The 21,372-nt window shown below is 36.5% G+C and carries 41 protein-coding genes; 10 read left to right on the top strand and 31 right to left on the bottom strand.

Features of this window, described 5'->3' with window-relative positions:
- Positions 1–61: 61 nt before the first annotated feature.
- The 7 genes from ACW0TQ_RS08085 to ACW0TQ_RS08055 form a co-directional block, all read right to left on the bottom strand.
- Positions 62–502 carry a helix-turn-helix transcriptional regulator gene (locus tag ACW0TQ_RS08085; protein WP_455725506.1) on the bottom strand — a complete coding sequence of 147 codons (441 nt, stop codon included), beginning with the start codon at positions 500–502 and terminating at the stop codon, positions 62–64.
- 125 nt (positions 503–627) lie between these two features.
- On the bottom strand, positions 628–1,365 hold the full coding sequence (locus tag ACW0TQ_RS08080; RefSeq protein ID WP_455725505.1) for a hypothetical protein: 738 nt from the start codon (positions 1,363–1,365) through the stop codon (positions 628–630).
- Positions 1,362–1,556 (bottom strand): XtrA/YqaO family protein, encoded by a 195-nt coding sequence (locus ACW0TQ_RS08075; RefSeq protein WP_455725504.1) that lies wholly within the window; start codon positions 1,554–1,556, stop codon positions 1,362–1,364. The genes ACW0TQ_RS08080 and ACW0TQ_RS08075 overlap by 4 nt, the downstream gene beginning before the upstream one ends.
- A gap of 59 nt (positions 1,557–1,615) precedes the next feature.
- Positions 1,616–1,978: a RusA family crossover junction endodeoxyribonuclease gene (locus tag ACW0TQ_RS08070; protein ID WP_455725503.1), complete on the bottom strand. Its 363-nt coding sequence runs from the start codon at positions 1,976–1,978 to the stop codon at positions 1,616–1,618.
- A 204-nt stretch (positions 1,979–2,182) separates the two neighbouring features.
- Positions 2,183–2,557, bottom strand: a complete 375-nt coding sequence (locus ACW0TQ_RS08065; protein WP_455725502.1) for a MazG-like family protein — start codon at positions 2,555–2,557, stop codon at positions 2,183–2,185.
- A complete protein-coding gene (locus ACW0TQ_RS08060; protein WP_455725501.1) occupies positions 2,514–2,786 on the bottom strand; it encodes a hypothetical protein in 273 nt (90 codons plus the stop codon). The genes ACW0TQ_RS08065 and ACW0TQ_RS08060 overlap by 44 nt, the downstream gene beginning before the upstream one ends.
- On the bottom strand, positions 2,786–3,025 hold the full coding sequence (locus ACW0TQ_RS08055) for a hypothetical protein (RefSeq protein WP_455725500.1): 240 nt from the start codon (positions 3,023–3,025) through the stop codon (positions 2,786–2,788). Before ACW0TQ_RS08055 ends, ACW0TQ_RS08060 begins: the two co-directional genes overlap by 1 nt.
- A gap of 138 nt (positions 3,026–3,163) precedes the next feature.
- Between ACW0TQ_RS08055 and ACW0TQ_RS08050 the strand changes: the two genes are divergently transcribed.
- Positions 3,164–3,448: a transposase gene (locus ACW0TQ_RS08050; protein ID WP_339183275.1), complete on the top strand. Its 285-nt coding sequence runs from the start codon at positions 3,164–3,166 to the stop codon at positions 3,446–3,448.
- A 56-nt stretch (positions 3,449–3,504) separates the two neighbouring features.
- Here the strand turns inward: ACW0TQ_RS08050 and ACW0TQ_RS08045 are convergent, their stop codons facing one another.
- From ACW0TQ_RS08045 to ACW0TQ_RS07945, 21 genes are all read right to left on the bottom strand, one after another.
- Entirely contained in the window at positions 3,505–3,738 is a 234-nt protein-coding gene (locus ACW0TQ_RS08045) for a hypothetical protein (protein WP_455725499.1), read from the bottom strand.
- 1 nt (position 3,739) lies between these two features.
- Positions 3,740–4,039, bottom strand: a complete 300-nt coding sequence (locus ACW0TQ_RS08040) for a hypothetical protein (protein WP_455725498.1) — start codon at positions 4,037–4,039, stop codon at positions 3,740–3,742.
- A 104-nt stretch (positions 4,040–4,143) separates the two neighbouring features.
- Complete coding sequence (locus ACW0TQ_RS08035) at positions 4,144–4,404, bottom strand: hypothetical protein (RefSeq protein ID WP_339183268.1); 261 nt, start codon at positions 4,402–4,404, stop codon at positions 4,144–4,146.
- Between the two features lie 12 nt (positions 4,405–4,416).
- Entirely contained in the window at positions 4,417–4,689 is a 273-nt protein-coding gene (locus tag ACW0TQ_RS08030; RefSeq protein ID WP_455725497.1) for a hypothetical protein, read from the bottom strand.
- Positions 4,689–4,853, bottom strand: coding sequence for a hypothetical protein (locus tag ACW0TQ_RS08025; RefSeq protein ID WP_339183264.1), 165 nt, complete (start codon positions 4,851–4,853; stop codon positions 4,689–4,691). Before ACW0TQ_RS08025 ends, ACW0TQ_RS08030 begins: the two co-directional genes overlap by 1 nt.
- Positions 4,843–5,013: a DUF6011 domain-containing protein gene (locus ACW0TQ_RS08020; protein ID WP_339183262.1), complete on the bottom strand. Its 171-nt coding sequence runs from the start codon at positions 5,011–5,013 to the stop codon at positions 4,843–4,845. Before ACW0TQ_RS08020 ends, ACW0TQ_RS08025 begins: the two co-directional genes overlap by 11 nt.
- Positions 5,014–5,015: 2 nt before the next feature.
- On the bottom strand, positions 5,016–5,825 hold the full coding sequence (locus ACW0TQ_RS08015) for an ATP-binding protein (RefSeq protein WP_455725496.1): 810 nt from the start codon (positions 5,823–5,825) through the stop codon (positions 5,016–5,018).
- Positions 5,755–6,654 (bottom strand): phage replisome organizer N-terminal domain-containing protein, encoded by a 900-nt coding sequence (locus ACW0TQ_RS08010; protein WP_455725495.1) that lies wholly within the window; start codon positions 6,652–6,654, stop codon positions 5,755–5,757. The genes ACW0TQ_RS08015 and ACW0TQ_RS08010 overlap by 71 nt, the downstream gene beginning before the upstream one ends.
- Before the next feature lie 20 nt (positions 6,655–6,674).
- The gene (locus ACW0TQ_RS08005; RefSeq protein WP_455725494.1) at positions 6,675–7,376 is read right to left on the bottom strand and encodes an MBL fold metallo-hydrolase; all 702 of its coding nucleotides are present in this window, start codon (positions 7,374–7,376) and stop codon (positions 6,675–6,677) included.
- Complete coding sequence (locus ACW0TQ_RS08000; RefSeq protein WP_455725493.1) at positions 7,376–8,344, bottom strand: recombinase RecT; 969 nt, start codon at positions 8,342–8,344, stop codon at positions 7,376–7,378. Before ACW0TQ_RS08000 ends, ACW0TQ_RS08005 begins: the two co-directional genes overlap by 1 nt.
- On the bottom strand, positions 8,344–10,317 hold the full coding sequence (locus tag ACW0TQ_RS07995) for an AAA family ATPase (RefSeq protein WP_455725492.1): 1,974 nt from the start codon (positions 10,315–10,317) through the stop codon (positions 8,344–8,346). The genes ACW0TQ_RS08000 and ACW0TQ_RS07995 overlap by 1 nt, the downstream gene beginning before the upstream one ends.
- Positions 10,283–10,552, bottom strand: a complete 270-nt coding sequence (locus tag ACW0TQ_RS07990; RefSeq protein ID WP_455725491.1) for a hypothetical protein — start codon at positions 10,550–10,552, stop codon at positions 10,283–10,285. Before ACW0TQ_RS07990 ends, ACW0TQ_RS07995 begins: the two co-directional genes overlap by 35 nt.
- Before the next feature lie 449 nt (positions 10,553–11,001).
- Positions 11,002–11,205: a helix-turn-helix domain-containing protein gene (locus tag ACW0TQ_RS07985; protein WP_455725490.1), complete on the bottom strand. Its 204-nt coding sequence runs from the start codon at positions 11,203–11,205 to the stop codon at positions 11,002–11,004.
- Positions 11,206–11,388: 183 nt separating this feature from the next.
- The gene (locus tag ACW0TQ_RS07980) at positions 11,389–11,517 is read right to left on the bottom strand and encodes a hypothetical protein (protein ID WP_264299306.1); all 129 of its coding nucleotides are present in this window, start codon (positions 11,515–11,517) and stop codon (positions 11,389–11,391) included.
- Complete coding sequence (locus tag ACW0TQ_RS07975) at positions 11,514–11,732, bottom strand: hypothetical protein (protein WP_193065310.1); 219 nt, start codon at positions 11,730–11,732, stop codon at positions 11,514–11,516. The genes ACW0TQ_RS07980 and ACW0TQ_RS07975 overlap by 4 nt, the downstream gene beginning before the upstream one ends.
- 93 nt (positions 11,733–11,825) lie before the next feature.
- Positions 11,826–12,068, bottom strand: a complete 243-nt coding sequence (locus ACW0TQ_RS07970; RefSeq protein WP_193065309.1) for a hypothetical protein — start codon at positions 12,066–12,068, stop codon at positions 11,826–11,828.
- Entirely contained in the window at positions 12,065–12,328 is a 264-nt protein-coding gene (locus ACW0TQ_RS07965) for a helix-turn-helix domain-containing protein (RefSeq protein ID WP_455725489.1), read from the bottom strand. The genes ACW0TQ_RS07970 and ACW0TQ_RS07965 overlap by 4 nt, the downstream gene beginning before the upstream one ends.
- A 115-nt stretch (positions 12,329–12,443) precedes the next feature.
- Positions 12,444–12,752, bottom strand: coding sequence for a hypothetical protein (locus ACW0TQ_RS07960; protein WP_332094315.1), 309 nt, complete (start codon positions 12,750–12,752; stop codon positions 12,444–12,446).
- A gap of 13 nt (positions 12,753–12,765) precedes the next feature.
- Positions 12,766–13,077, bottom strand: a complete 312-nt coding sequence (locus tag ACW0TQ_RS07955) for a hypothetical protein (protein WP_339236813.1) — start codon at positions 13,075–13,077, stop codon at positions 12,766–12,768.
- Positions 13,077–13,883, bottom strand: coding sequence for a phage antirepressor (locus tag ACW0TQ_RS07950; protein ID WP_455725488.1), 807 nt, complete (start codon positions 13,881–13,883; stop codon positions 13,077–13,079). The genes ACW0TQ_RS07955 and ACW0TQ_RS07950 overlap by 1 nt, the downstream gene beginning before the upstream one ends.
- Before the next feature lie 11 nt (positions 13,884–13,894).
- Positions 13,895–14,122, bottom strand: coding sequence for a helix-turn-helix domain-containing protein (locus ACW0TQ_RS07945; protein WP_455725487.1), 228 nt, complete (start codon positions 14,120–14,122; stop codon positions 13,895–13,897).
- A 150-nt stretch (positions 14,123–14,272) separates the two neighbouring features.
- On the opposite strand from ACW0TQ_RS07945, the gene ACW0TQ_RS07940 reads away from it, so the two are divergent.
- From ACW0TQ_RS07940 to ACW0TQ_RS07920, 5 genes are read left to right on the top strand one after another with little or no spacing between them, the layout of a single operon-like run.
- Positions 14,273–14,683 (top strand): helix-turn-helix domain-containing protein, encoded by a 411-nt coding sequence (locus ACW0TQ_RS07940; protein WP_455725486.1) that lies wholly within the window; start codon positions 14,273–14,275, stop codon positions 14,681–14,683.
- A 44-nt stretch (positions 14,684–14,727) separates the two neighbouring features.
- Positions 14,728–15,723, top strand: a complete 996-nt coding sequence (locus ACW0TQ_RS07935) for a hypothetical protein (RefSeq protein ID WP_455725485.1) — start codon at positions 14,728–14,730, stop codon at positions 15,721–15,723.
- 33 nt (positions 15,724–15,756) lie between these two features.
- Positions 15,757–15,843, top strand: a complete 87-nt coding sequence (locus ACW0TQ_RS07930) for an SHOCT domain-containing protein (RefSeq protein ID WP_455725645.1) — start codon at positions 15,757–15,759, stop codon at positions 15,841–15,843.
- 31 nt (positions 15,844–15,874) lie between these two features.
- Positions 15,875–16,327 (top strand): hypothetical protein, encoded by a 453-nt coding sequence (locus ACW0TQ_RS07925; RefSeq protein WP_455725484.1) that lies wholly within the window; start codon positions 15,875–15,877, stop codon positions 16,325–16,327.
- Positions 16,317–16,697 carry a hypothetical protein gene (locus tag ACW0TQ_RS07920; RefSeq protein ID WP_455725483.1) on the top strand — a complete coding sequence of 127 codons (381 nt, stop codon included), beginning with the start codon at positions 16,317–16,319 and terminating at the stop codon, positions 16,695–16,697. The genes ACW0TQ_RS07925 and ACW0TQ_RS07920 overlap by 11 nt, the downstream gene beginning before the upstream one ends.
- Here the strand turns inward: ACW0TQ_RS07920 and ACW0TQ_RS07915 are convergent.
- A complete protein-coding gene (locus ACW0TQ_RS07915) occupies positions 16,694–16,921 on the bottom strand; it encodes a hypothetical protein (RefSeq protein ID WP_455725482.1) in 228 nt (75 codons plus the stop codon). The genes ACW0TQ_RS07920 and ACW0TQ_RS07915 overlap by 4 nt on opposite strands.
- A gap of 262 nt (positions 16,922–17,183) precedes the next feature.
- Here ACW0TQ_RS07915 and ACW0TQ_RS07910 point away from each other — a divergent pair, with 262 nt between their 5' ends.
- Genes ACW0TQ_RS07910 through ACW0TQ_RS07895 form a run of 4 tightly spaced genes read left to right on the top strand, consistent with a single transcriptional unit; the run spans position 17,184 to position 19,229 of the window.
- On the top strand, positions 17,184–17,558 hold the full coding sequence (locus ACW0TQ_RS07910; RefSeq protein ID WP_487247468.1) for an ImmA/IrrE family metallo-endopeptidase: 375 nt from the start codon (positions 17,184–17,186) through the stop codon (positions 17,556–17,558).
- A 35-nt stretch (positions 17,559–17,593) separates the two neighbouring features.
- A complete protein-coding gene (locus ACW0TQ_RS07905) occupies positions 17,594–17,863 on the top strand; it encodes a hypothetical protein (RefSeq protein ID WP_455725480.1) in 270 nt (89 codons plus the stop codon).
- A gap of 38 nt (positions 17,864–17,901) precedes the next feature.
- Positions 17,902–18,027, top strand: coding sequence for a hypothetical protein (locus ACW0TQ_RS07900; protein WP_455725479.1), 126 nt, complete (start codon positions 17,902–17,904; stop codon positions 18,025–18,027).
- Positions 18,027–19,229, top strand: coding sequence for a site-specific integrase (locus ACW0TQ_RS07895; protein ID WP_455725478.1), 1,203 nt, complete (start codon positions 18,027–18,029; stop codon positions 19,227–19,229). Before ACW0TQ_RS07900 ends, ACW0TQ_RS07895 begins: the two co-directional genes overlap by 1 nt.
- 77 nt (positions 19,230–19,306) lie before the next feature.
- Here ACW0TQ_RS07895 and groL read toward each other — a convergent pair whose 3' ends face one another.
- The gene (groL, locus tag ACW0TQ_RS07890; protein WP_042532537.1) at positions 19,307–20,938 is read right to left on the bottom strand and encodes a chaperonin GroEL; all 1,632 of its coding nucleotides are present in this window, start codon (positions 20,936–20,938) and stop codon (positions 19,307–19,309) included.
- Between the two features lie 61 nt (positions 20,939–20,999).
- On the bottom strand, positions 21,000–21,281 hold the full coding sequence (gene groES / locus ACW0TQ_RS07885; RefSeq protein WP_042532535.1) for a co-chaperone GroES: 282 nt from the start codon (positions 21,279–21,281) through the stop codon (positions 21,000–21,002).
- Between the last annotated feature and the right edge of the window lie 91 nt (positions 21,282–21,372).

The raw sequence follows: 21,372 nt of genomic DNA, 5'->3' as shown, positions 1-21,372 counted from the left end.
AAGTGCTGACGTAGCAAATTTTAATACCGTTACTGTATGCCACGCCGACCTACCTCCCATTCTACACGCACTGCTTATTATTTGTCATATCTTGGGCAGAGTGTGCAAAGTGTGCAATCCTGTTCACGATAGATTCTTTAATATTGTAAATGTGCCTGCGTGACAATCCCATGTGATTTGAAATGGAGCTCATACTTAACCCATCCAACATGCATTCCAACACTGCCTTTTCTCTTTCGTCGGTAATGAGATGGATTCTTTTTTGAATAAACAATACTTTAGTTTCTAATTTATCAAGCCACTTACTATTTTTATCACGTCTAATCACTTCCAAAGCAATCGGATCGCTAGTGCCGCCTTTCGCTTTTGGCATAGTCGATTCAATACCTGATTGAGCCACAAGATTACCACCCTCATAATCCATTAACTGCCTTTGTCTCTTAATCTCATTCAACATCCAGCTGTAATCCCTCAGTGTTTCCTCAATTTGCTTGTTGTTCATTCGAATGCCCCCTCAATAAAATAAAAGAGGACACCAAACAACGCTTATTGCGTCATTCAGTGTCCTCCAGTTAGCTGGTAGAACTATATAAATTAATTACTAATTCTATTATTATTTATATTTACTTAATCTTTATGAACATTTTGTATAAAAGTTAAAGAAGATAATATAACAATTAATTTAATTGCATGAATCTCTTTCCATTCTTTAGGGTCATATCTGCCATGTAATACGCAATGTCTATTGAATACTGGTTTTTTCTTACCAAAATCACCACGCTTAAATATAACTTCTGTTAATAAAATTTCATTTGATTCCAGCATATAATAGTCCATTTTTAGTTTGTGTTCTTCTTTATATTTATTTGTAAATTGCTTTACGAGTTTTGCTGAAACGTCTTTAGAATCCTCTCCAATATAGTAATTCATAAATGCTTCTAGATAAGAAAATAATAGAGGTATTACTACCTTATAATTACCGTCTAAATAAACGTTTTTAGCTTCTATTAATAACTCTTTCCACCCTTTAAATGCATGTGCAATAATTTGCTCCCATTCCCTCACTATAAGATTAATTTCTTTATTTTGATACAAATTCAAGAAGGTGTCATCTCTTTCCTTTTTTGATAAACTTTCCTGCCCCATCTCTCGGTATGTTATCATATCTACATTAGGTGTAATTGGCCACTCATTTTGGGTATTAATTTCTATCTGCTGCTTAATTTCTTGATAGGCTTTTTCCATATCTATTGAGAATTTAATCTTAAACATATCTCTATATTTTTTTCTCAAATTTTCTCTAAATTTCCTTTGATCACTTAAAATTTGGTCAGCTATATTTATTTTACCAAATGAAAATTTCAAAACTCCTCCCCCTCTTCCTTCCTCATTCTCTTTACTTGTCCCTGATGTGTAACTATCTTAAACTCACCAAATGGAGGAAGCTCTCTAATTTTCGCTATACCTCTACTAACAACAATCACACAATTAGGTGGTATTTCCATTGTATCAACTTCCAGTCTATTTGTATTAGATATATCAATATTTTTCGACATAATTTAGCTATCCTCCTGGTTGAAAAAATCCCTCAGATCGATTTCTGCTTTGCTTGTTTTCAATACTTAACACCTTCCAATCGATAAATCTCAACTTCCGTCCGCTCTTCTTCCTTGCCGCACTTAATAATACTCGATTCCATGTGCTTAACCTGCCTGTCATCGTTATATACAACCTTGTTAAGAGCGTCTGTCACTCCCTTGAATAGGTTATCAATATCAGCCCTATTTCCATGCGCATAATGCGTTAATTTAACTCCTACATCCCCATCAATCGGCTGTGCTTTCATACTCGCTTTAGCTATCCACGCCACTTGCTTTTTATACTGGAGGTAACGCTTAGCGTATTTATTGGCATACATGCTTTTCTGCGTCATTCTTACTGCTGGCACTGGCTTTAACGGGATAACGAATTTAATCACTTAACCACCTCTTTTACATAAACAGCCTCGTACCAGCTAAAATTGTGCTGCATAGGCTTAACACAGATAAACCCCTCATCTTCCTTATTCCGGCACATTTCCAGACATTTGAATTTATCAACATGTTTAACAATGCTAATAGCTCTCATTGGCAAGTCCATACCTTGCGGATATATTTGTCCATTCCAGCGTGTATAATGTCGCTCATTGCAAGTCCTCCTCTTTAACAAATACGCCGTTTACCATTTTTCCTTTTCTGTCTGCAATTTCTTCATAAGCCTGTTCTATACAATCTCCAATATCCATCCTCATTTGCATCGATAAAATCGTTAAGACAACATACACGTCTCCTATTGAATCTATTACTTGCTCTTGATTGTTTTTCGCTAATCCTTGAGCCAACTCTCCGACTTCCTCCATAAGTTTAAGCATCTGTTTTTCCGGTGTGGCTTCATGCAAGTTTTTATCGATTGCCCACCGCTCTATTAAATCCGTTAAATTATCTAACATTATTTTAAATCCTCCCTTGTCTCCATCATGGTTTATCTTGGTGGCTTCTTTGACATAAATTCTCTTCATTTTGTTCCCACCTTCCAACGTTCACAGAAACAATCGGATCACCGAATTTCGCATTTTCCATTCGCTTTCTATAACTTTCAGTTGCGTACCATTGTACTGTTTCCGGTTTTACACCTAATCTTGCAGCACATTCCTCTGCTGTTCCCGTAAACTGAAATTCATCACCGATATAAATGGCGTACTCTGTTACTTTCTGCAGTTTATATCCTTTTGGTCTTCCTCTTGCCATCAGAACCAACTCGCTTGTGGCTGTTCAACAACCTTGCTTCTCAATCTCTCATCCCGTTCAGCCGCCGTCTCTTTAACCATCACATCAGGATGCAACCTTTCCCAATCCCAGATAAATGTTTCACCGTTTAACTTAACCAGACCACCTTCTCCAATTGATTCCACAGTAGCTTCAATCCCGTTTGAATCAATAATTGTCATCCCAACTTCTAATCGCCCGTATTTTTTTAGTGGTATCATTCCGATTCTCCTCTCAACGCTTCCTCCATCACGATTCACTTCCATTCAAACGTATTGTCCTATATTTGATTAATCCTATATATTTTGGCAAAACTAACTAACACAGCATCATATATCTATCGTTAAAGGAGTGACATTTTGGTAATTATATTAACTGGATCCATTATTTGCCCGATTCTTATGCTTTATCTAAAGAATAGAAGCAAGAAATTTCAAATAGCTTTTAACGCCATTGCTGCAATATCAGCAGTTATTTTCGGTGTTATTGCAGCAGTATCCATTCGGCAAGTTTTAATTGATGACACTGTATTCATGACTGCAATTCATAGCGTTTTTCTTAATCCATTTTTCCTAATAACTGGTGCTTACATTGGGTTATTCACTATTTACAGATTATTGATTTTGACATTAGATGAAAGATAGTAATTTATCTTTCCCCTAATTTGATTAATCCCTCGAACATTGTTAGATGTTTAATGCTAATCAGCACCCTGTTTTCTTTCTAACTGATTATTCAACTGCCAATAAGCATCCAAAGCATTTTCTAAATCGATTTCCAGATTGATTTTATCTAGCAGCAAATCTGCGTTCTCTTGCTTTAATTGTTCATTCTCTGCATGTACTTCTTTGACTTCGTTAGCCATAACAAACATTGCAATAACAGCACTAACCAATAAAAAAGCTAACCCAGCATCTAATATCTTTTGTTTCATGCTATCCCTCCAATGCATCCAGTACCTTTTGGTTTGATTCCTCTACCTGTTTTAAGTAGCTATTTAAGTCGCTCACTGCGTTTTCGTCAATCAGCCACTCTTTATTTAAGATTCCATACAACGCTTGTCTGATAGAGGCATAATAGCCTTTAACTCTCCATCTGTACTTTTCTTCTTTTGTGCGTGGGTCTTTTGTTAATTCATTCCTCTCGACCAGTACATTTCTTTCGTCATATCCAACAACACGACAGTTATCGATTTGAATGAAAACATGTGATTCTTTCTTTTCTTTGGTTGTCATGAAATAACCCTCCATTTGGTTAATTTGAGACGTTTTACATATTTGTATATATTTAGTCTCAAATCTATTAATCTCTTTAAATAAGGTATCTCTCGTTACTAATTTCAATAGATATAACCCATCGGTCGAGTTATCCTGTCTTCCTCTGCTAGTTCTGTTAGGGCAAATAATATTTCAAGTGGCAGCCGACCTTCTTGTTCCGCTAAATCCTCCATACGCATTCCGTTGTTCCAATCATTAGCGATTCGGTCTAATTGATCTTCATAAAATGCGAATTCCTTATCCTCGTGCACGATCCTTACGTTTCCTGTTTGTTTCAGCATCGGCACATGCTTACCGTTCGTCTTGAACTTAACTACTCCCATTAGTTGCACCTCCTAAAATTCACTAGTTGCAAATATATCTGGAGTATCACAATATTTATTGATTAAGTTCTGAATTGTATCTTTTTCTGGAGTTTTGCCGTCATGATAATAGGTCATCATTTCATCCGGATCCATTTCTCTTGCATATTCATTAAGATCATTAAACCAATGAGCAATCTCGTCTCCTGTTATATTTTCATATAAATCAATTGCCTGTCCTTGGGTTTCAGCAGCAACCCATGTAATAACATCGTCATTTTCACCGAATACAAACATTTTCAGCATCACGCATACCTCCTAAGATATTCTTGTGTTTCCTGTACTCCTGGCACTGCCTTATCCCCAACAGCACTCTTGTTATCCTGCCACCATCTAGCCCATTCAGCGTTTGTCTGCTCGTCCGTATCGTTTGTGTCAAATATCATTACTGATTTCATGTCATGAAACATATTGCGCCTCCTCTGGAATCTCATCTATGGTTAATTGATTCCGTTCAAACTCTGCATCTGCCTGCTCTTTTAAGTGTCTTTTGTAACAGACAGGTCCATATCCTCGTTCGATACTCTTTTTGTCAATCAGCTTTCGGTTGCAGCGTGCGCATTGGTTCATGGTTAATTCGCTCCCTTTTTAAAGTTTCCAAGTCGGTAATTGTCTCCTTTGATTTCCACTGTGGTTGTATCTCTATTTACAATTCTGCTGAAATTACGTTCGCCCATCTTGACTATCAAATCTTCTGGAGAATAGTTAGATGTGTAAATCGTGTGCAGTCCCTGTCTACTATCAACGATTTCAAACAACTTCTCCCAGCTCCAATCACTGTCTTTCTCTGCCCCTAGATCATCTAGTATCAAAACATCTACCGTACTAAGCGCATCGATTAAATCGCTCTCTGAATAGTCGCTGTCCTTGTTGTAACTGCTGCGAAATTTGGTTAATAACTTAGGTACGGATATAAAGATGCTGCTGAACCCTTTTGAAATGATTCCGTCCGTAATAGACTTAGCAAGATGTGATTTCCCTACTCCATAAGCGCCGGCGAATAAAAGATTAATGGGCTTGCCCTTGTCAAAGACCTCTACAAAGCGCTTGGATATTTTCAAAGCCTTGTCCTGTGATGAATTGCTAGATTGATAGTTTTCAAATGTCGCTTGCTGCAGTTCCCGATTAATCAATGAATGCTTATCAAATACGGTTTTCATCTTGTCTACTTTCAATCGATTCCTGCGATTAATAGCCTCATTGGCTAATTTGATATCTTCACACTTACATCCAATTCTGGATTCAATCATTTCTCCCTTACGTGGTCCAATGCCGATTTCCATTTCATAAACCTTCACATCTTCACCGCAGTCACAAGTCTCCTCCCTTAGAAAAGTCATACTGGGAATAGTCCGATTCATAACTTGACTGACGTGTTTCATGCTTTCTCCCTCCGTTTATCGCTTTGAATGTGCTCTTACGGCCTTCTGCCAATCCTTTTTCAGCTTCTTCTTTCGATGTATTTCTCATGATGCCAACGGTGTATTCTTCTTTTTTGCCTTTATGTTGTGCTACATGTTCTTTCAATGCATATTCAATAACAACCGGATCATATTTCTGCCACTTGGCCATATTGTTGAAAATGACGCTTTTGGCAACAGAACCTGTTTTGCGAGTTTCTCTAATGCAATCCCAATATTCTTTGTTCAATTGGTTGAAATTTTTAATTGAAGAGAAGACCGGCAATAAATCTTTGATTTTTGACGAGTAGTCTTTATTCTTTTCTTTCTCTTTATCTATTTCTTCTTCTAGTTCTAATTCTTCTTCTGTACCGTCACGTGACGTCACGCTGACGTCATTATTTTCATTTCCAATTGTTTTTTGCTTTTTTCTTTCCCTATACCTCCTGTTACGTTCTGCATTTAAAGCCTTTACACGTTCCATACCTTCAATATTCTGGTGCCTCTCCCAATTAGAAATTGAAATAAAGGAATCATCATCAATCTCTATCATTCCGAACTGTTGAAAGGTTTCTAATGCTAATCTGACTACGTTGAGAGGACGATTAAATATAGTCGCCAGCATTTCATCTGTATAAGGGATGTTTTCGCTTAAATAGATATATCCACTTGCATTGGTCTTTCCTGCTTGTGAGAGAAGCTTGACCCAAATAATGAGGATGGTGTCAGCTTCTGGCATCTGCTCTATCAGTCGTATCTTCTCGTCCTCAAACATATTTGTACTTAATTTTATCCACTTCACATCACTCATTTTTGGATCACTTCTCCTTGTTAAGCTATATAAACTAATTTCCCCGTAAGTTCCTGTATTTCTCTCTTGAACAATGCTTCATCACTATTGCTATCAGATAGATGCAGCAAGTGTATTTCCTGCACTTTTGAAAGGTCATTTGCCTTTAACATATCCTTTAAATTTTCAAGGCTCATATGCGATTGGATAAGCCTTTTTTTCATTACTTTTGGCGTAATACCTTCTGCAATGTTTCTATCAAGTATTTCTTTGCTGTAATTGCACTCAATAAGAAGGTGTGTCAGCCCTTTAAATTTGTAGCGGATGTAATAGGTATCAGTAGCAAACAAAAGCTTGTCCCCTGCCTTATTTGCAAGCAAGAATCCTATTGGTTCAGATACATCATGTTCTACTTCAAACGGCATTATTTTCCATGTTCCTAATTGAAAGGATTCCTTTGCTTTAACTGGCTTGATCCGATGGTTATTAATGTTTAAAGCTTCTGCTGTACCGTGGCTCATATAAATATTGATTCCGGCCTTAGCAACGTCTTTAACGCACTTGGAATGGTCACCATGCTCATGAGTTACCAAACTCCCTGCTAAATCTCTAGTTTTGAAATCTAATGCAATCCGTATGTCTCTAAAATTAATCCCTGCCTCCAACAGTAAGGGAGTTTCGCCATCTGTAACGTAATAGCAATTTCCTTTACTGCCGGTTGCAAGTGTTTTTATTTCAATCATTAGAAAGGAACTCCGTTATCAGCTGGTTGTTCATCTAACGTCATTTGAGATTGCACCTGTTGTTCTTGTGATTGTTCTGCATTGGATTCTGTTTCTTTTTCTGGTGCTGGCTCTACTGTTTGCTCTGACTTTTGTTGCGATTCTTCCTGAACCTCGCTGTATTCAACATCGATATAATCTTTATTGGCATTCTCTGAAATTTCTTGTTGCGCTTGCGCTTCGGCAATTCGTTCATCTTGTTTGTTGAAATGATCAATTACTAAGCTGCTATCATCACTAGAATTCAAATACTTTTTACAAGCACGATTTATAACTGTTTTTTTAGCCATTTCTTGTTTGAAATTATCGTGAGTAGAACCTTTTCTTTCCTGTTTTTGTTCTTTGCCCCACATTTGTGATTGAGACCACGCTTGTCTGATTTCATCAATTGTCATCAATTCTGTATAAACATCGTCATTTCCAAAATCTATAATGCAGTACGCTCCGATGACATTTTCTTTATTGATGTTTCCGAATTTTTGTTTGTGAGAAAGGTTTTTAATACGCCCATTAACCATTTCATAATCCACTTCATCGCCTTCATAGATGACTGCGGCATCAATGTTTTTTGCTCCTGTAACACGTTTAGTTACAGTCATTGTCCCGAAATAGGAACGTTGGAATGCTAACTGATGTCCATACACGATGAAATATCCCTGCTTTTTATTAGGATTCAACCCTTGTACAACCATATCCAGTAAAGCGTTAGCAACTGAATCTTTCGTACAAACCTCTAATGCTGGTCGGTATCCATCTTGTTTTCCTGACTTTGTTTCTTGCAGTATTAACCATGCACTCTTCATTGCGTTTTCCGGGCTGTAGTTAGCAGGGAAATGTAATTCCCCTGCCTCCTGGAATTGCTTGACCTTTGTTGCTACCACATCCACCGTATCTTTTTTAATAAGTGCTAATTGATTTTGATTTGCCATTATGCGACACCAACCTTTTCTGTATTTTCAATTCGTAATTTTTTATCCTGACCACTTACTATCAAAGAAATAATTTGTGCGTTGACTTCCATTAATTCAACGATTGATTCTCTGTTATCAATAAATATAGGAGCGCTCACGCCATATTGTTCTGATAGTCGGTTTATAATATCCAAGCCGATATTAACCTTTGCAGCGGTGTTTAAATTGCTGTAAGTCACGCCTTTATACATCACTTCACACGTTTCTTCTAAACCACCATTGATGTTCTGATTGAACAACTTGAATTTAGCCATGGAGAATTCATTATTGATTTTTTCTTCCAGTAAGTTGACCTTGGTTCTGATAAATTCCTCAGATAAATAAAGTTTTTCTTCTTGGCGTTCGAATTCCTCTGCCAGCTGTTCTTGCTGTTGTTCCAGTTCTTTAATACGATCCTTTGCTTTTTGAGAAAGCGAGATACTGCTCAATTGCTCTTGTAATTCTTTCTGTTTTTCTTTTAGTGGAGTAATCTCCAGTCGTACCTTTTCCACTTCATCCATTACACTGTTTTGCGATTGAGATACCTTTTCAGACAGTTGTTGTTTTTCTTCCGACAGCGCCTTGTATTCGCTGTTTTCGATCAATGGAATAGCTAATTCTTCCGCACTTTCAACCTTGCTTTTATAAGTCTCGATTGCTTTATTTGCCGTTTCCAGTTGCTTATTTAAATCTTCCAATTCCTTAACTATCGATTCGTTTTCTTGGTTTAAAGCCTCTACTTTTTGTTTTGCTGCAGTACCTTTCCTGGCAATATCTTCAAGTCTGCTAGATTTATCTGCATTAAATTGCTTTTCTGCCTTATCTCTAGCCTCATTGATTTGTTCTTCCGGTAGTTCTTGACCGCATGTTGGGCAGTTGCAGTCTCCTTTGTGCTCAAACTCTCGACTATCGATTTCAACCCATTCCGAACGCCATTGCTGCATGTTTTCGCTTAGTTCTTTAATGCGATCGTTATTATTCGCTTTTCTCATTTCTGAGTTATTGATTTTATTTTGAATAATGCTCGCGTTTGATTCCGCTTCTTGCAGGCTTGCTTTATGCTTGTACACCAACTGCTGATTGTCTTGCTCATGCTGGTTTCTGACTTGAGATATCTTTAAATCAATATCGTTAATCTGTGCTTTTAACTTACTGACTTCTCCGCCGCTCTGAATGCTATTGATTTGCTCGTTTTTAACTTCGATATCAGCGTTTAATTGCTCTAGCTGACTATTAATATCTAACTCCTTTAAATCGCTTGTGTCGGGCATATTTCGATTGATTTCATCAATGCGCACCGGAATACGTTCTAGTTCCTCATTGATTTCTTTTCTTTTGGCAGCAATAATCTTTCGGACATCCTCAATGGACTTTCCTTCCAACAATTCAGACAACCTGTCCAATTTTTTATTTGATGCGATAATCTCTTGATCGCTCACATCACCAGCGATTTCCAACAACGTTTCTCGGCGTTCTTTCCAATGCAGCTGCTCGTTGAAATAAGTTGGATTGGTGATTTTTTTAAAGCTTTCTTCATCGATTAAATCTTTGATAAAGGCTTCATATTCGCTTTTCTTGGACGGAACGCCATCAATTGCATAATCAGTTGTGTGACCGGTAAATTCTTTGGTTACTTGACCGCGCTTTTTTGTCCACTTTTCCATATAGATTTTGCTTAATTCAGTTCGTTTACCGTCAACTTCAATCACTGCAGTAACTTCATGTTCCAGTCCATGAATGGTATTACCTGATTCGTCTTGCGTTTTAATATCGAATTTCTTTTGATTTTGACTGTCTTTATCAAATAACAACCAGGTCCAGGCATCTACAGTGGTGGTTTTTCCGGATTCATTTGCTCCATAAATGTCTGTGTTGCCGTCAAACGTGATAGTGACATCCTGGGTTCCTTTGAAGTTTCTAAGGTTTAATGAGATAAGTTTGATTGTTTTCATTTTTTGTACCTCCTGTATATTTAATTGCTTTCCTTAAATCCTCTATTGCAAGATCAACACTTTCTATGAAATCTTTTGAATGGGCTTCTTCAACCTTCTGTAAATCCTCGATGCTTCCTAAATAAGCGATATCACTTGCCACAGAGACGAACGCATGGTCAATATCTTTTCCTTCTGCGACCTTGTTCTTGTACATCAGGACAAACCTATTGGTTTCGACTGTGCTTTTAGCCATGATTTAGTCCTCCATCTCATTATTTGTTATTCACTTATAGTGATAAAATTGTTATAATTTAGTTGTTCAAAACCTTTAGAATGGAGTGGTCTTTATGTCCACATTTTTGAACTCTACTGAGCTTTAACAATCTGAATCCTCCTTTAAATAACCGGGGCATCCAACCACGTTTATTTAATGAGTAATAGCGGGCGCTATACCACAAGAAATGCAGGGCGTTTGAGACAACCGTGGGTTACGATGGTATGTGCAGTACCAGCCGAAACGGTTGGGCACTTGGATGGAACTTTTCTTGGTAGCGACTGTTTAGGGCTAAGTTCGCCGGTATGTCAGTTTATGCGATGGAAACGGAACCAGCGTACATACTGGGATTCGTACCTGCTCACGAATTACCTAAGCGTAAAAAATACCGTGGTCTGCCGGGAAGAGCAGTTCCGGCAGATTCTTATTTAAAAGAATTCATTCATATCAACTTCATCACCAAAAGCTTCTTTAAATTTCTTCAAAAATCGATAACTAGGATATTTAAACCTTCCTTCAATCTTCGAATAAAACGAAATGGATACGCCGACTTTATCTGCCATATCTTTTTGGGATAATCCCAACTGGGTCCTAAATGTTTTCAAATGGTTTGGAGACTGTTTTTCACCCAAAAATTATCGCCTCCTTTATTCGCAATCCTCACAGCTGCGAGGAAATCCAGTCTCTTCTCCATCTATCAAAGATCCGCACTGTTCGCATAAAAGTCCTTCTAACATCATTTCAACTATTTCACTCATTGCATTTACCTCCTGAACGCCGTATAATAGGCATATAATTAGTTTTTCTAAGAGTTTTTAAAGCGCCTTGGCAGAGGTGCTTTTTTCTTTTGTTCGTCTTTCATTTCTTTCATTCCATAACTTCAAAACGATTTGTTTTTGCCGGCTGTTAAGTGATAGCCAAGCTCCTGCTTTGATTTTCATCATAATTCCTCCCATGTAATGCGTTTGTTTAAATCTGCGTGGTAGACACCATCAATCAATACCATTTCTTTTTCTGTGCTGATATCATCCGAATGGAAAATAGTTATGGCCACACCGTTTTCTTCGATGAACGCTACGCTCGAAATTTTTCCGTCGTTAAACCAACTAATCACTCCAACTGGGTACGTCTTATCCCAAACATTGATATAAGCTCTCATAACCAACCTCCTATACGTTAATCATCATGTAGTACAAAAACGTCATTGCTCCTACAAAACCTATCCTGTACGACCATTTGATAATGCGTTCGCTCATATCCGGGACTCCATGAAATCGTGATGATCTTGCTCAATAGCCACAACTACGATTTTGATTTGTTCTAATTCTTTGATGTATGATTCAATCTTGTTGATTTCTCTTAGTGATCTAGTTGCGTTCTCTGCATAAGCAATAGCTGATGGAATATCGCACTCTTTCAAAGCCGCTGCTTCTTGTTCTCGGCAATACTTGTAGCAATCCTTTTCTTTTTGGAATCTTTCGAAAATGTTTATCATATAAACCCTCCTAATTTGATAAATCCTGTGATTAATGGCGTTGCCGTTGTAGCAATATCAACTGCTGCATATAAAACCATAAGCATTTCTGGATTATTGGTTATCTTGCACCATTTGAGTAAATCCTCTGCTTTTGTTTGAATTCTTCCGGTCTCTAATTTGGCTATATTGCTGCGGGTCATTCCCATTAATTTAGCCATGCAAGTCTGTTTTAATTTGGCTTCTTTACGCATCTTGGTCAAAGCTGCAGGTATCTCCAATCCTCCCACCTCCCTTCATGTTCGCAATACGAACATATACAGAATGTTCCAATAGCGAACCGCATTAATAGGTGAATAGAGTTATAATGTAATTAACCAATCCCTCAGTTGGTTTCTAGTTTGCTTGTTTTAATAGATTTACACGCTCGATGTTTTCGGACGCATTCGCCCACTTGATCACCTCATCTCTTGGGTATCTTGCGTTCACAATTTTTGATTTCGGGAAACCACTCATACGAATGATGTTTTCCACAGATGCTTTAGAGACTTGAAAATAGTCTGCAACATCTTCTTTTTTGAACATGGGAGGATAAGATTGATTAGTACGTGCATCATCAAGACCTTGGTTGTAAGCTCGTCTGCATAGTTCTTTCAATCTTTCCTCGAATAATCTGGCTTCGAGTTCTTGGATTTCTTGAGACATTTAGATCACTCCTTTAAATTAATGTGATAATGCAGTAAGTCTCTTCGTCATTCTTTGAAGAAAACACCACAGAATCATTAGAAAGATTGGTATTGTAAATTTGACTGGAAAAATCAACGTTTGTTCCGTCAGCAAATCTTATACCGATAAAATTTTCTGTTTCGAAATCAAGAAATGAGACATATTCGGCTACGTTCAAGACAGATACAGATGGTTCCGACGGAACATCATGATGGTAATATTCAGCTAATACCTTTTGATTGGTGAAACCTTTTAATCTATTGAAACTAACCGGAAAACTGTTGAACTGTTTGATTTCAGCCATTAAATCACCGCCAATTCCGGCAATAATTTGTTTACAAAATAAATTTGACCTTTTCCTGTAACTTTAGTTGTCCTGGTTTGACGTATAGCGCCGCCGGTTCCAGTTCTTACGCCTTTCTTTATTGCCAATATTCCTAAATCGAGAGAACGCTGCGTCGGCAAGTTGTACATGTCTCCTGCTTTTCTGCAGACGTAACCGTTATCTCTTAACCATGTATAAAATCGTATTTCTCCAGTTTCAAGGCCTTTTTGTTTCAGTAGATTTGCCATTTCTTTAACGGTGATTAGGTCATTAGAAACTTCATAGGCATCAGCGAAGACAACTTTTGGCTTTTGAGTTTCAATAGTAGTTACTAATTTTTGATTTTCATTCACTAAATACTTATTTTGTTCAAGTGTTGAAGCGACAGCATGTTTAGAATTCTCATCTAGTTGTGGTAACCAGGAATTAACAAAATCTATTGCTCTGTTTTCTTGAACGTACCCACCAGTTTTTCTAATTGAGGGTATGACATCAATTGCTAACCAATCTTGAAACTTTTCAGCGATGTCATTTGCCGCTTTGAAAGCTAACTTGTAAACAAGTGGCTCCGGAATAAAATCACCACTTTTGAGTTCTGCCACTTGTGGCAGAAAGTTATTAACTCTTGACCACCTAACGTTTTCATAGACATGACCGTTCTTAGTTGTTTTTGAAACGAGGCCTAAATTTTTTGCAACTTGCTCAGCATCAAACGCTGGTTCGCCATCAATTATTTTTGCGGTTACTTTAAAAAGTTCATTTTCGAATACTTGTAATTGATTCATTTTGGTTCCTCCTATACGATTTGTTTATTCTTAGATTCTAAGAAATAATTCTCAAAAAAATATCCCGGACTTACATTTAAACCCTCGCAAATCTTAGAGTATTCTTCCACATCTAATGGAGCATCACCATTAATGATTCTGTAGAATCTCTTAGGGTTTATATCGCATTGTTTAGCAACATAATTCATTTTTAAACCATTTCTTTTAATATAGTTTTTAATAATTTGATGCATCTTCATTACATCACCTCTTTTCTTAGTTTCTAAGAAGTATATTTACATCATAATTCTTAAATTCTAAGAAGTCAAGGTTTTTTTCGTAGTTTTTAAGAAAAACATTCTTTGTTTTTAGGAAAATGTTATCCTTTTCTTAGAAAGTGGGTGCAGACATTGTCTACATTAGGAGAAAGATTAAAATTAGCTAGAGAAAAATCTGGTTTTAAACAAACTCAAGTAAAAGATAGGACAAATATTAATAACAAAACACTAAGTGGATATGAAAATAATGTTAGTGAACCTGATTCACATACATTATCGACTTTAGCTGATTTGTACGAAGTTTCATATAGATGGTTATTAACAGGGAGAGGTTCAATGAAAGATGCTTCAGATCACCCTAACCCTAAACAATTAAACGCAGACACAGATAATATTGTGAAACGATTAGATTATTATAAAGAGAAAATAGCTAAAGAATTCCCGGATGTTGATTTAATGTTTAAGGATTTAGAATCTTTCACCGCCGAAGAAATGAAAGAAGTGTATGAATACATCAAATTTAAAAAGAGCCAAAAGAAATAGAGAATGGCTTTGATATAGATAATATTTAATTGAGGGGCGATTTGTTGAAGAAATACTTATATTTATTGATTGGGTCGGCGTTATTTCTTACAGCTTGCAATGATAATTCAGGAGACGATACTTCCCAGGAAGAAAATAGCGATGCCCAAAACGAAGAAGTTTCTGCAGAAATAAATAGTGAAGAATCGAATAAAGAGGAAATGGGTAAAAGGGATGCGTTATATTATTTAGAGGAGATTACAAAGAGCTCTTTAAATATTTCTTACCTTACTGATGGTGACGGAGAAGCTGAGATAAAACAACTTTTGACAGAAGGAATAGATAATATAGATACTGCCATTGAAGATATAGAGAAAAATTTTAATTCTGACGACCCTTTAACTAAAGAAGTTGTAGAAGTTGCCGATTTTGTGAAAGGGGCTTCGGAGAAGTATCTTGATGATAATGATTTTGAAGCTCTTTCTAATGCATCTGGAGAAATTGGATATATGGTAGGTGTAATAGCCCGTAATTATCTTGATAAAGAACTCCCTCCTACAATAGCAAGAGTATCAGAAGATTTTAGTGAAGTAGATGAATCTGAAAGTAATAATAAAGGTCAATTAGATAAACAAATAAATGAAGAGTTAGAAGATTTCATCGAAGAGTATAACCACTACGGTTCACAGTTGGATGGCTTTGAATTACTCAATCCAGATGCCTTTGAAGATAGACAAGAAACTGAATTCGGAACATCTCAAGTATTACACTCTTCGGATGATTATGTTATAAGAGTTGCTTATGACAGCGACAATGAAATAAATAGTTTTGCTGTAGGAGTAGTTGACAATGAATCAGGAAATGCATTTTCTTCTCTATTTTTTGTTGGAGAAGTCTTGGGAATAAGTAATGATAGTTTAGTAGTTGCTATGTCAGAAACACTTGATGAAAGACATAATCAATATAATTTCAGTGAATCAGGTTATAAAGTTACGATTTTTAATGAATTAGAAAATCAGTCATCAGAATTGACATTATCAGTGTGGTTTGAAAAAGAGTAATTAAAACAATAAACCACATCCGCATCTGATGAAATCAAGAAATACAAAGAGCTATTAGATTCTGGAGCAATTACAGATGAAGAGTATAATTACAAGAAAAAGCAATTATTAGATTTATAGAAATGGATTTATTAAGTTAGTTGGTGATCCAATGGAAAATAAAAAATTCGAAGAAGCCAGCCGAAAAATCAATATAAAAAAACCAATAGCTGTCATCTTAACTGTATTCGGTGGGGTAATAGGATATTTAAGTTTTGCTCAGCAAATTTCTCTACTGGTTAATGTTTTTATCATATTAATCTTGTTAATTGCCGTTTTGGCAGCAGTAGTTATTTATTTATATAATCAGTATAGATTATTAGTTATTAACTATAACGAATTATTAAAAGAATATAAAGTTAGCCAAAACAACAGAAATGCTCTAGCGAACTTGCACAAAAGATCAAACGAAAAAGAGGACAATCTCAAACAAGAAATTTACTTATTAAAAAGAGATTTGAATTTTGTTTGGAAATTTTACTCTAAAAATGAATCCCCTACCAGAAAAGAAATTATTGAACATTTAGATTCAAAAGAACTTGAGGTGCATGAAGATGGAAAATAAAATTCAAATCGTGAAAATCATAGATGACTATCATGTAGTGATAAACGCTGGATCAAATATCGGAATCGAACCAGGAGTGAAGTTTAAAATACTAGATAAAGAAAAAGCCCCCGTCCACGATCCGGAATCAGGGGAATTATTGGGATTTTTAGATGCCGCTAAAGATTATATAAAAGCAAAAGAAGTGCAAGAGAAAATGACTATTTGTGAAAGTTTACGTACTGTGGATATAGATTTCGCTTTTTTTCCTAGCGCAATGCCAAGTGTTGGAAAAAAACGACTTAATGTAGACACATTTGAAATTACAGGAGGAGAAGATACAACTGATGCGTTGATCAAAGTTGGTGATGAAGTAAAAAGAATTTCTTAACTTTTACTAAATAAAAAGGACCAAAAAGAAGGAGTTTTAATGTATTGATTTTGCTGTTCTTTGACTTCTCTTTTTATCGAAGATAACTCAGCTTTTTTTGTAGTTTCATAAGCCTTAGCTATAAGAACTTCATTTTCCGATAATTTAAGTTGATCAATAGCTCTTTTTTCAGCTAATTCAGTATATACTTCTTCATTTATTTCGTAATTATTTTTTAGAGCCAACTTAAGCACCACCTTTTTGATAAATTATAACTAATAATTATAATTTGAGCAAGAAACGATAAAAATTAATAATCAATTGAGGGCGTATTTAAGTACGTCTTCTATTTTAATCTCAAAACGAACATACATTCTTACAATTGGGGGGGTTAGTTTGTATTCTCACCTAGAAGATTACATTTATGAACTATATTTAAAAATTTGCATCACTAAACCAAATAAATTGGATTTGCAAACCATAGCTAAAAAATTAGGAGTAGAAATCTTGTATAAAAAGAAGGCATACATGCTGGATGATGAAATATTTTTAGAGCCAGGAACAGACAGAGAACAATGGATGGAGTTCGGTCATGAAATTTGTCATTATTTAAGGCATTGTGGAAATCAATTGAATATGCATCAGCTATTTATTGATCTACAGGAATATCAGGCGGACTATTTCGCTTATCATTTTTGCGTCCCTACATTTATGCTGGAAGATTTAAAAGTTAATTGTGTGGCCGACATTATGAAGCATTTTAATGTAGATTGTGAATTTGCGTTAAGACGATTAGAAATGTACGAAAACAAGCAAATCGATTACAGCCAAAACTACGCGACTTATCATATAGCAGAAAATCAAAGCGAAAGAAATTATTAATTAACCTTAAACATAATCACAAGGAGTGCTCGAATATGAGGAACAGAGATTTCAAGAATGGAGAAGTCGGTATTGCTTTAGAGGAAATGTTGGAAGTTGCTAAGAAAGCTAATCAAAGATGGGTATTTATAGAATTAAACAAAATACTGGAAAAGTTAATTGCCCATTATTTCAGTGGTAAAAATTACGAGAATGACGGCATGGAATGGTCACGTGAAGATTCGAAAATTATGGCTTACCAATTATTAAACACGTTGCATTTTAACGAAATGATTTTAGAAAAAGAGAAAAGAAAGGATGGATGATATGAAAATCACATCATTAGAAGAGAAAATAGAAAGCTATGGAAGAAATAGTGGTTATACCTGTTGATGATTCCGTCTATCTTGATGATGGAGAGTTAATCGGGGATATAGTTACTTATAAAGAAGTTCCGAAATACTTTTTAGAGGATGAAGGTGATTTATAATGGCAAGCTTTAAAAAGTACAAAACAAAGAGTGGTGAAAAATGGTTATTTAAACTTAGAACTGTACATGATCCAATAACCGGCAAAAAGAAACAAACTACAAGGAGAGGATTTGATACTAAACCGGAGGCAGAAAGAGCTGCAAGGGAACTGTTAAATGAACTTGATTTAGGAAAGACAGTTTACGACAACCCTATTACTTTTAATGAGTTTGCAATGAAGTGGCTGGATATCTATGAAAAAGAACGAAGTGTTAAACCGGGAACTAGACGCATAAGACAACACGAAATCAATAATCTTAATACGCACTTCGAAAATATACGCATGATTGATATTACTTGGAATGTTTATCAAGAAGCATTGCATGATTTACAAGAAAAATTCGCTTATCAAACTGTGCACGGTATCCATACTACCGGGAAAATGATATTTAAAAAAGCAATGCAATTAGAAGTGATTAAGAAAAACCCTACAGAATATGCATATTTAACAAGAAAGAAGAAAACCGTTGAAGAATTAGAAACAACGGCTTACTTACCAAAATATATGGAGAAAGGGCAACTAGCATACTTTTTATTAACTGCAAACAGTGAAGGTCTCGATCTTGATTTTGAGGTATTTTTAACATTAGCCTATTCAGGGTTACGCGTTGGAGAAATGTGTGCTTTAAAAGAAACAGACTTGATAAATGAAAACGGCCATTATTTTCTAAAAATAACCAAGACTTATTACAATCCTAAAAATAATATTATTGATTATCAAATTCTTACGCCAAAAACAGAAAGCTCTGTCAGAACTATTGATATTGACAATAGTGTTGTTAAAGCCCTCAAAGAAGTAATAGAATTAAATCATCAAATAAAAAACGAGGTCGGAGAAGAATATCATGACGAAAACTTTATATTTGTTAATCGGAATGAGAATTATGGGTATCCTATCTATCCTAAATTAATCGATTCTCGAATGAAACGAATCTTAAAGAAAACAAAGGAATTGAATCAAGAGTTATCTCCACATACATTGAGACATACTCATACTTCCTTATTAGCAGAAGCTGGCGTTCCGTTAGAGAGAATTATGGAGAGGTTAGGTCATTCTGATGATAAAACAACAACCAACATTTATTTGCATACAACCGAAGAAGTAAGAAAAAGAGACTCCGAAAAATTCGGAAGTCTCATGAATAATTTGCTTGATTTTTAATGAAATGTGGTCAAAATGCGGTCATTTTTATTAGTACACCGCTTAAACCATTGCTGTATCAGCGTTCTGCGAATGATTTACATCATCCCAGGCATACCGCCCATGCCGCCCATATCAGGCATTCCGCCGCCTTCATTTTCATCCGGCTTATCTGCTACGACAGCTTCTGTAGTTAAGAACATTGCTGCAACAGATGCTGCGTTTTGAAGCGCGTAACGAGTTACTTTCGTTGGGTCTACGATTCCAGCCTCAACCATGTTTACCCATTCGTCTGTTGCTGCATTGTAGCCGATGCCTACTTTTTCGCCTTTTAGACGCTCTACAATGATAGAACCTTCCAGTCCAGCATTATGAACGATTTGACGAACCGGCTCTTCTAGTGCACGAAGTACGATACTCGCACCAGTTGCTTCGTCGCCTTCTAAGCTAAGTTCGCTTACTTTTCCGTGGATGTTCACAAGGGCAGTACCGCCACCAGGAACCATTCCTTCTTCTACACCTGCACGCGTAGAGTTCAGTGCATCCTCAATGCGAAGTTTACGTTCTTTCAATTCTGTTTCTGTAGCTGCACCAACTTTAACGACAGCAACACCGCCAGCTAATTTTGCCAGGCGCTCTTGTAATTTTTCTTTATCGAAATCAGAAGTTGTTTCTTCTGCTTGTGCACGGATTTGTGCCACACGGCTGGAGATTGTTTCTGGGTCTCCTGAGCCTTCTACGATTGTTGTATCATCTTTGGTTACGACAACTTTAGAAGCACGTCCTAATTGCTCAATGCTTGTTGATTTAAGATCCAGTCCAAGGTCTTCTGTAATTACTTCTGCACCAGTCAGTACAGCGATATCCTCAAGCATTGCTTTACGGCGGTCACCGAATCCTGGAGCTTTCACAGCTACCGCGTTGAATGTACCGCGTAATTTGTTTACTACTAAGGTAGCAAGTGCTTCGCCTTCAACATCTTCTGCAATCATAAGAAGCGGTTTGCCTTGTTGAACAACTTGTTCTAACACTGGCAGTACTTCCTGGATATTTCCAATTTTCTTATCTGTAATCAAGATATATGGATCTTCTAGTACAGCTTCCATTTTATCTTGGTCAGTAACCATATAAGGAGAAGAGTATCCGCGATCGAATTGCATCCCTTCTACTACTTCAAGCTCTGTGTTGAAGCCTTTTGATTCTTCAATGGTGATAACACCGTCATTGCCTACACGTTCCATTGCTTCTGCAATCAATTGACCTACTTCGCCGTCGCCTGAAGAAACAGCTGCAATTTGGGAAATTGCTTCTTTGCTTTCGATTGGCTGAGAAATGCCTTTTAATTCTTGCACTGCCAGCTCAACTGCTTTTTCGATACCGCGGCGGATTCCAACTGGATTTGCACCGGAAGTTACGTTTTTAAGTCCTTCACGAATCATTGCTTGAGCAAGTACAGTTGCTGTAGTTGTACCGTCACCTGCAACGTCATTTGTTTTAGATGCTACTTCGGATACAAGCTGCGCACCCATGTTTTCAAATGCATCTTCTAATTCGATTTCTTTTGCAATGGTTACGCCATCATTTGTAATTAATGGAGAACCGAATTTTTTATCTAAAACCACGTTGCGGCCTTTTGGTCCTAAGGTTACTTTTACTGCATCTGCTAAGGTGTCCACACCACGCAGCATTGCGCGTCGTGCGTCTTCACTAAATTTAATGTCTTTAGCCATGTTAATCTTCCTCCTTCAAATTGATTCACGGTTTCATTAAAGATTCATCGTATATTTTTGATTAGCCTACAATCGCTAAAATATCATTCTCACGAAGAATTAAGTATTCTGTACCTTCATATTTCACTTCGGTACCAGCAAATTTAGAGAAAATAATGCGGTCTCCTTCAGAAACTTCCAGTGCCACTTTTTTCCCATCTTCCACACGTCCAGATCCTACTGCAACTACTTCACCTTCTTGCGGTTTTTCCTTTGCAGAGTCTGGAAGTACGATTCCGCTTGCTGTTGTTTCTTCTTGTTCAACAAGTTTGATAACAACACGATCTCCTAATGGTTTAATCATGTAGAATTGCCTCCTTAATCCCAAATCATTTTATTTTTTATTAGCACTCTATACACTTGAGTGCTAACTCCAATTATTATAATAATTAATT

The sequence above is a fragment of the Oceanobacillus sp. M60 genome, from assembly GCF_053839645.1.
The sequence above is the reverse complement of the archived record's forward strand: the minus strand, read 5'-3'. Positions and strand labels throughout refer to the sequence as shown.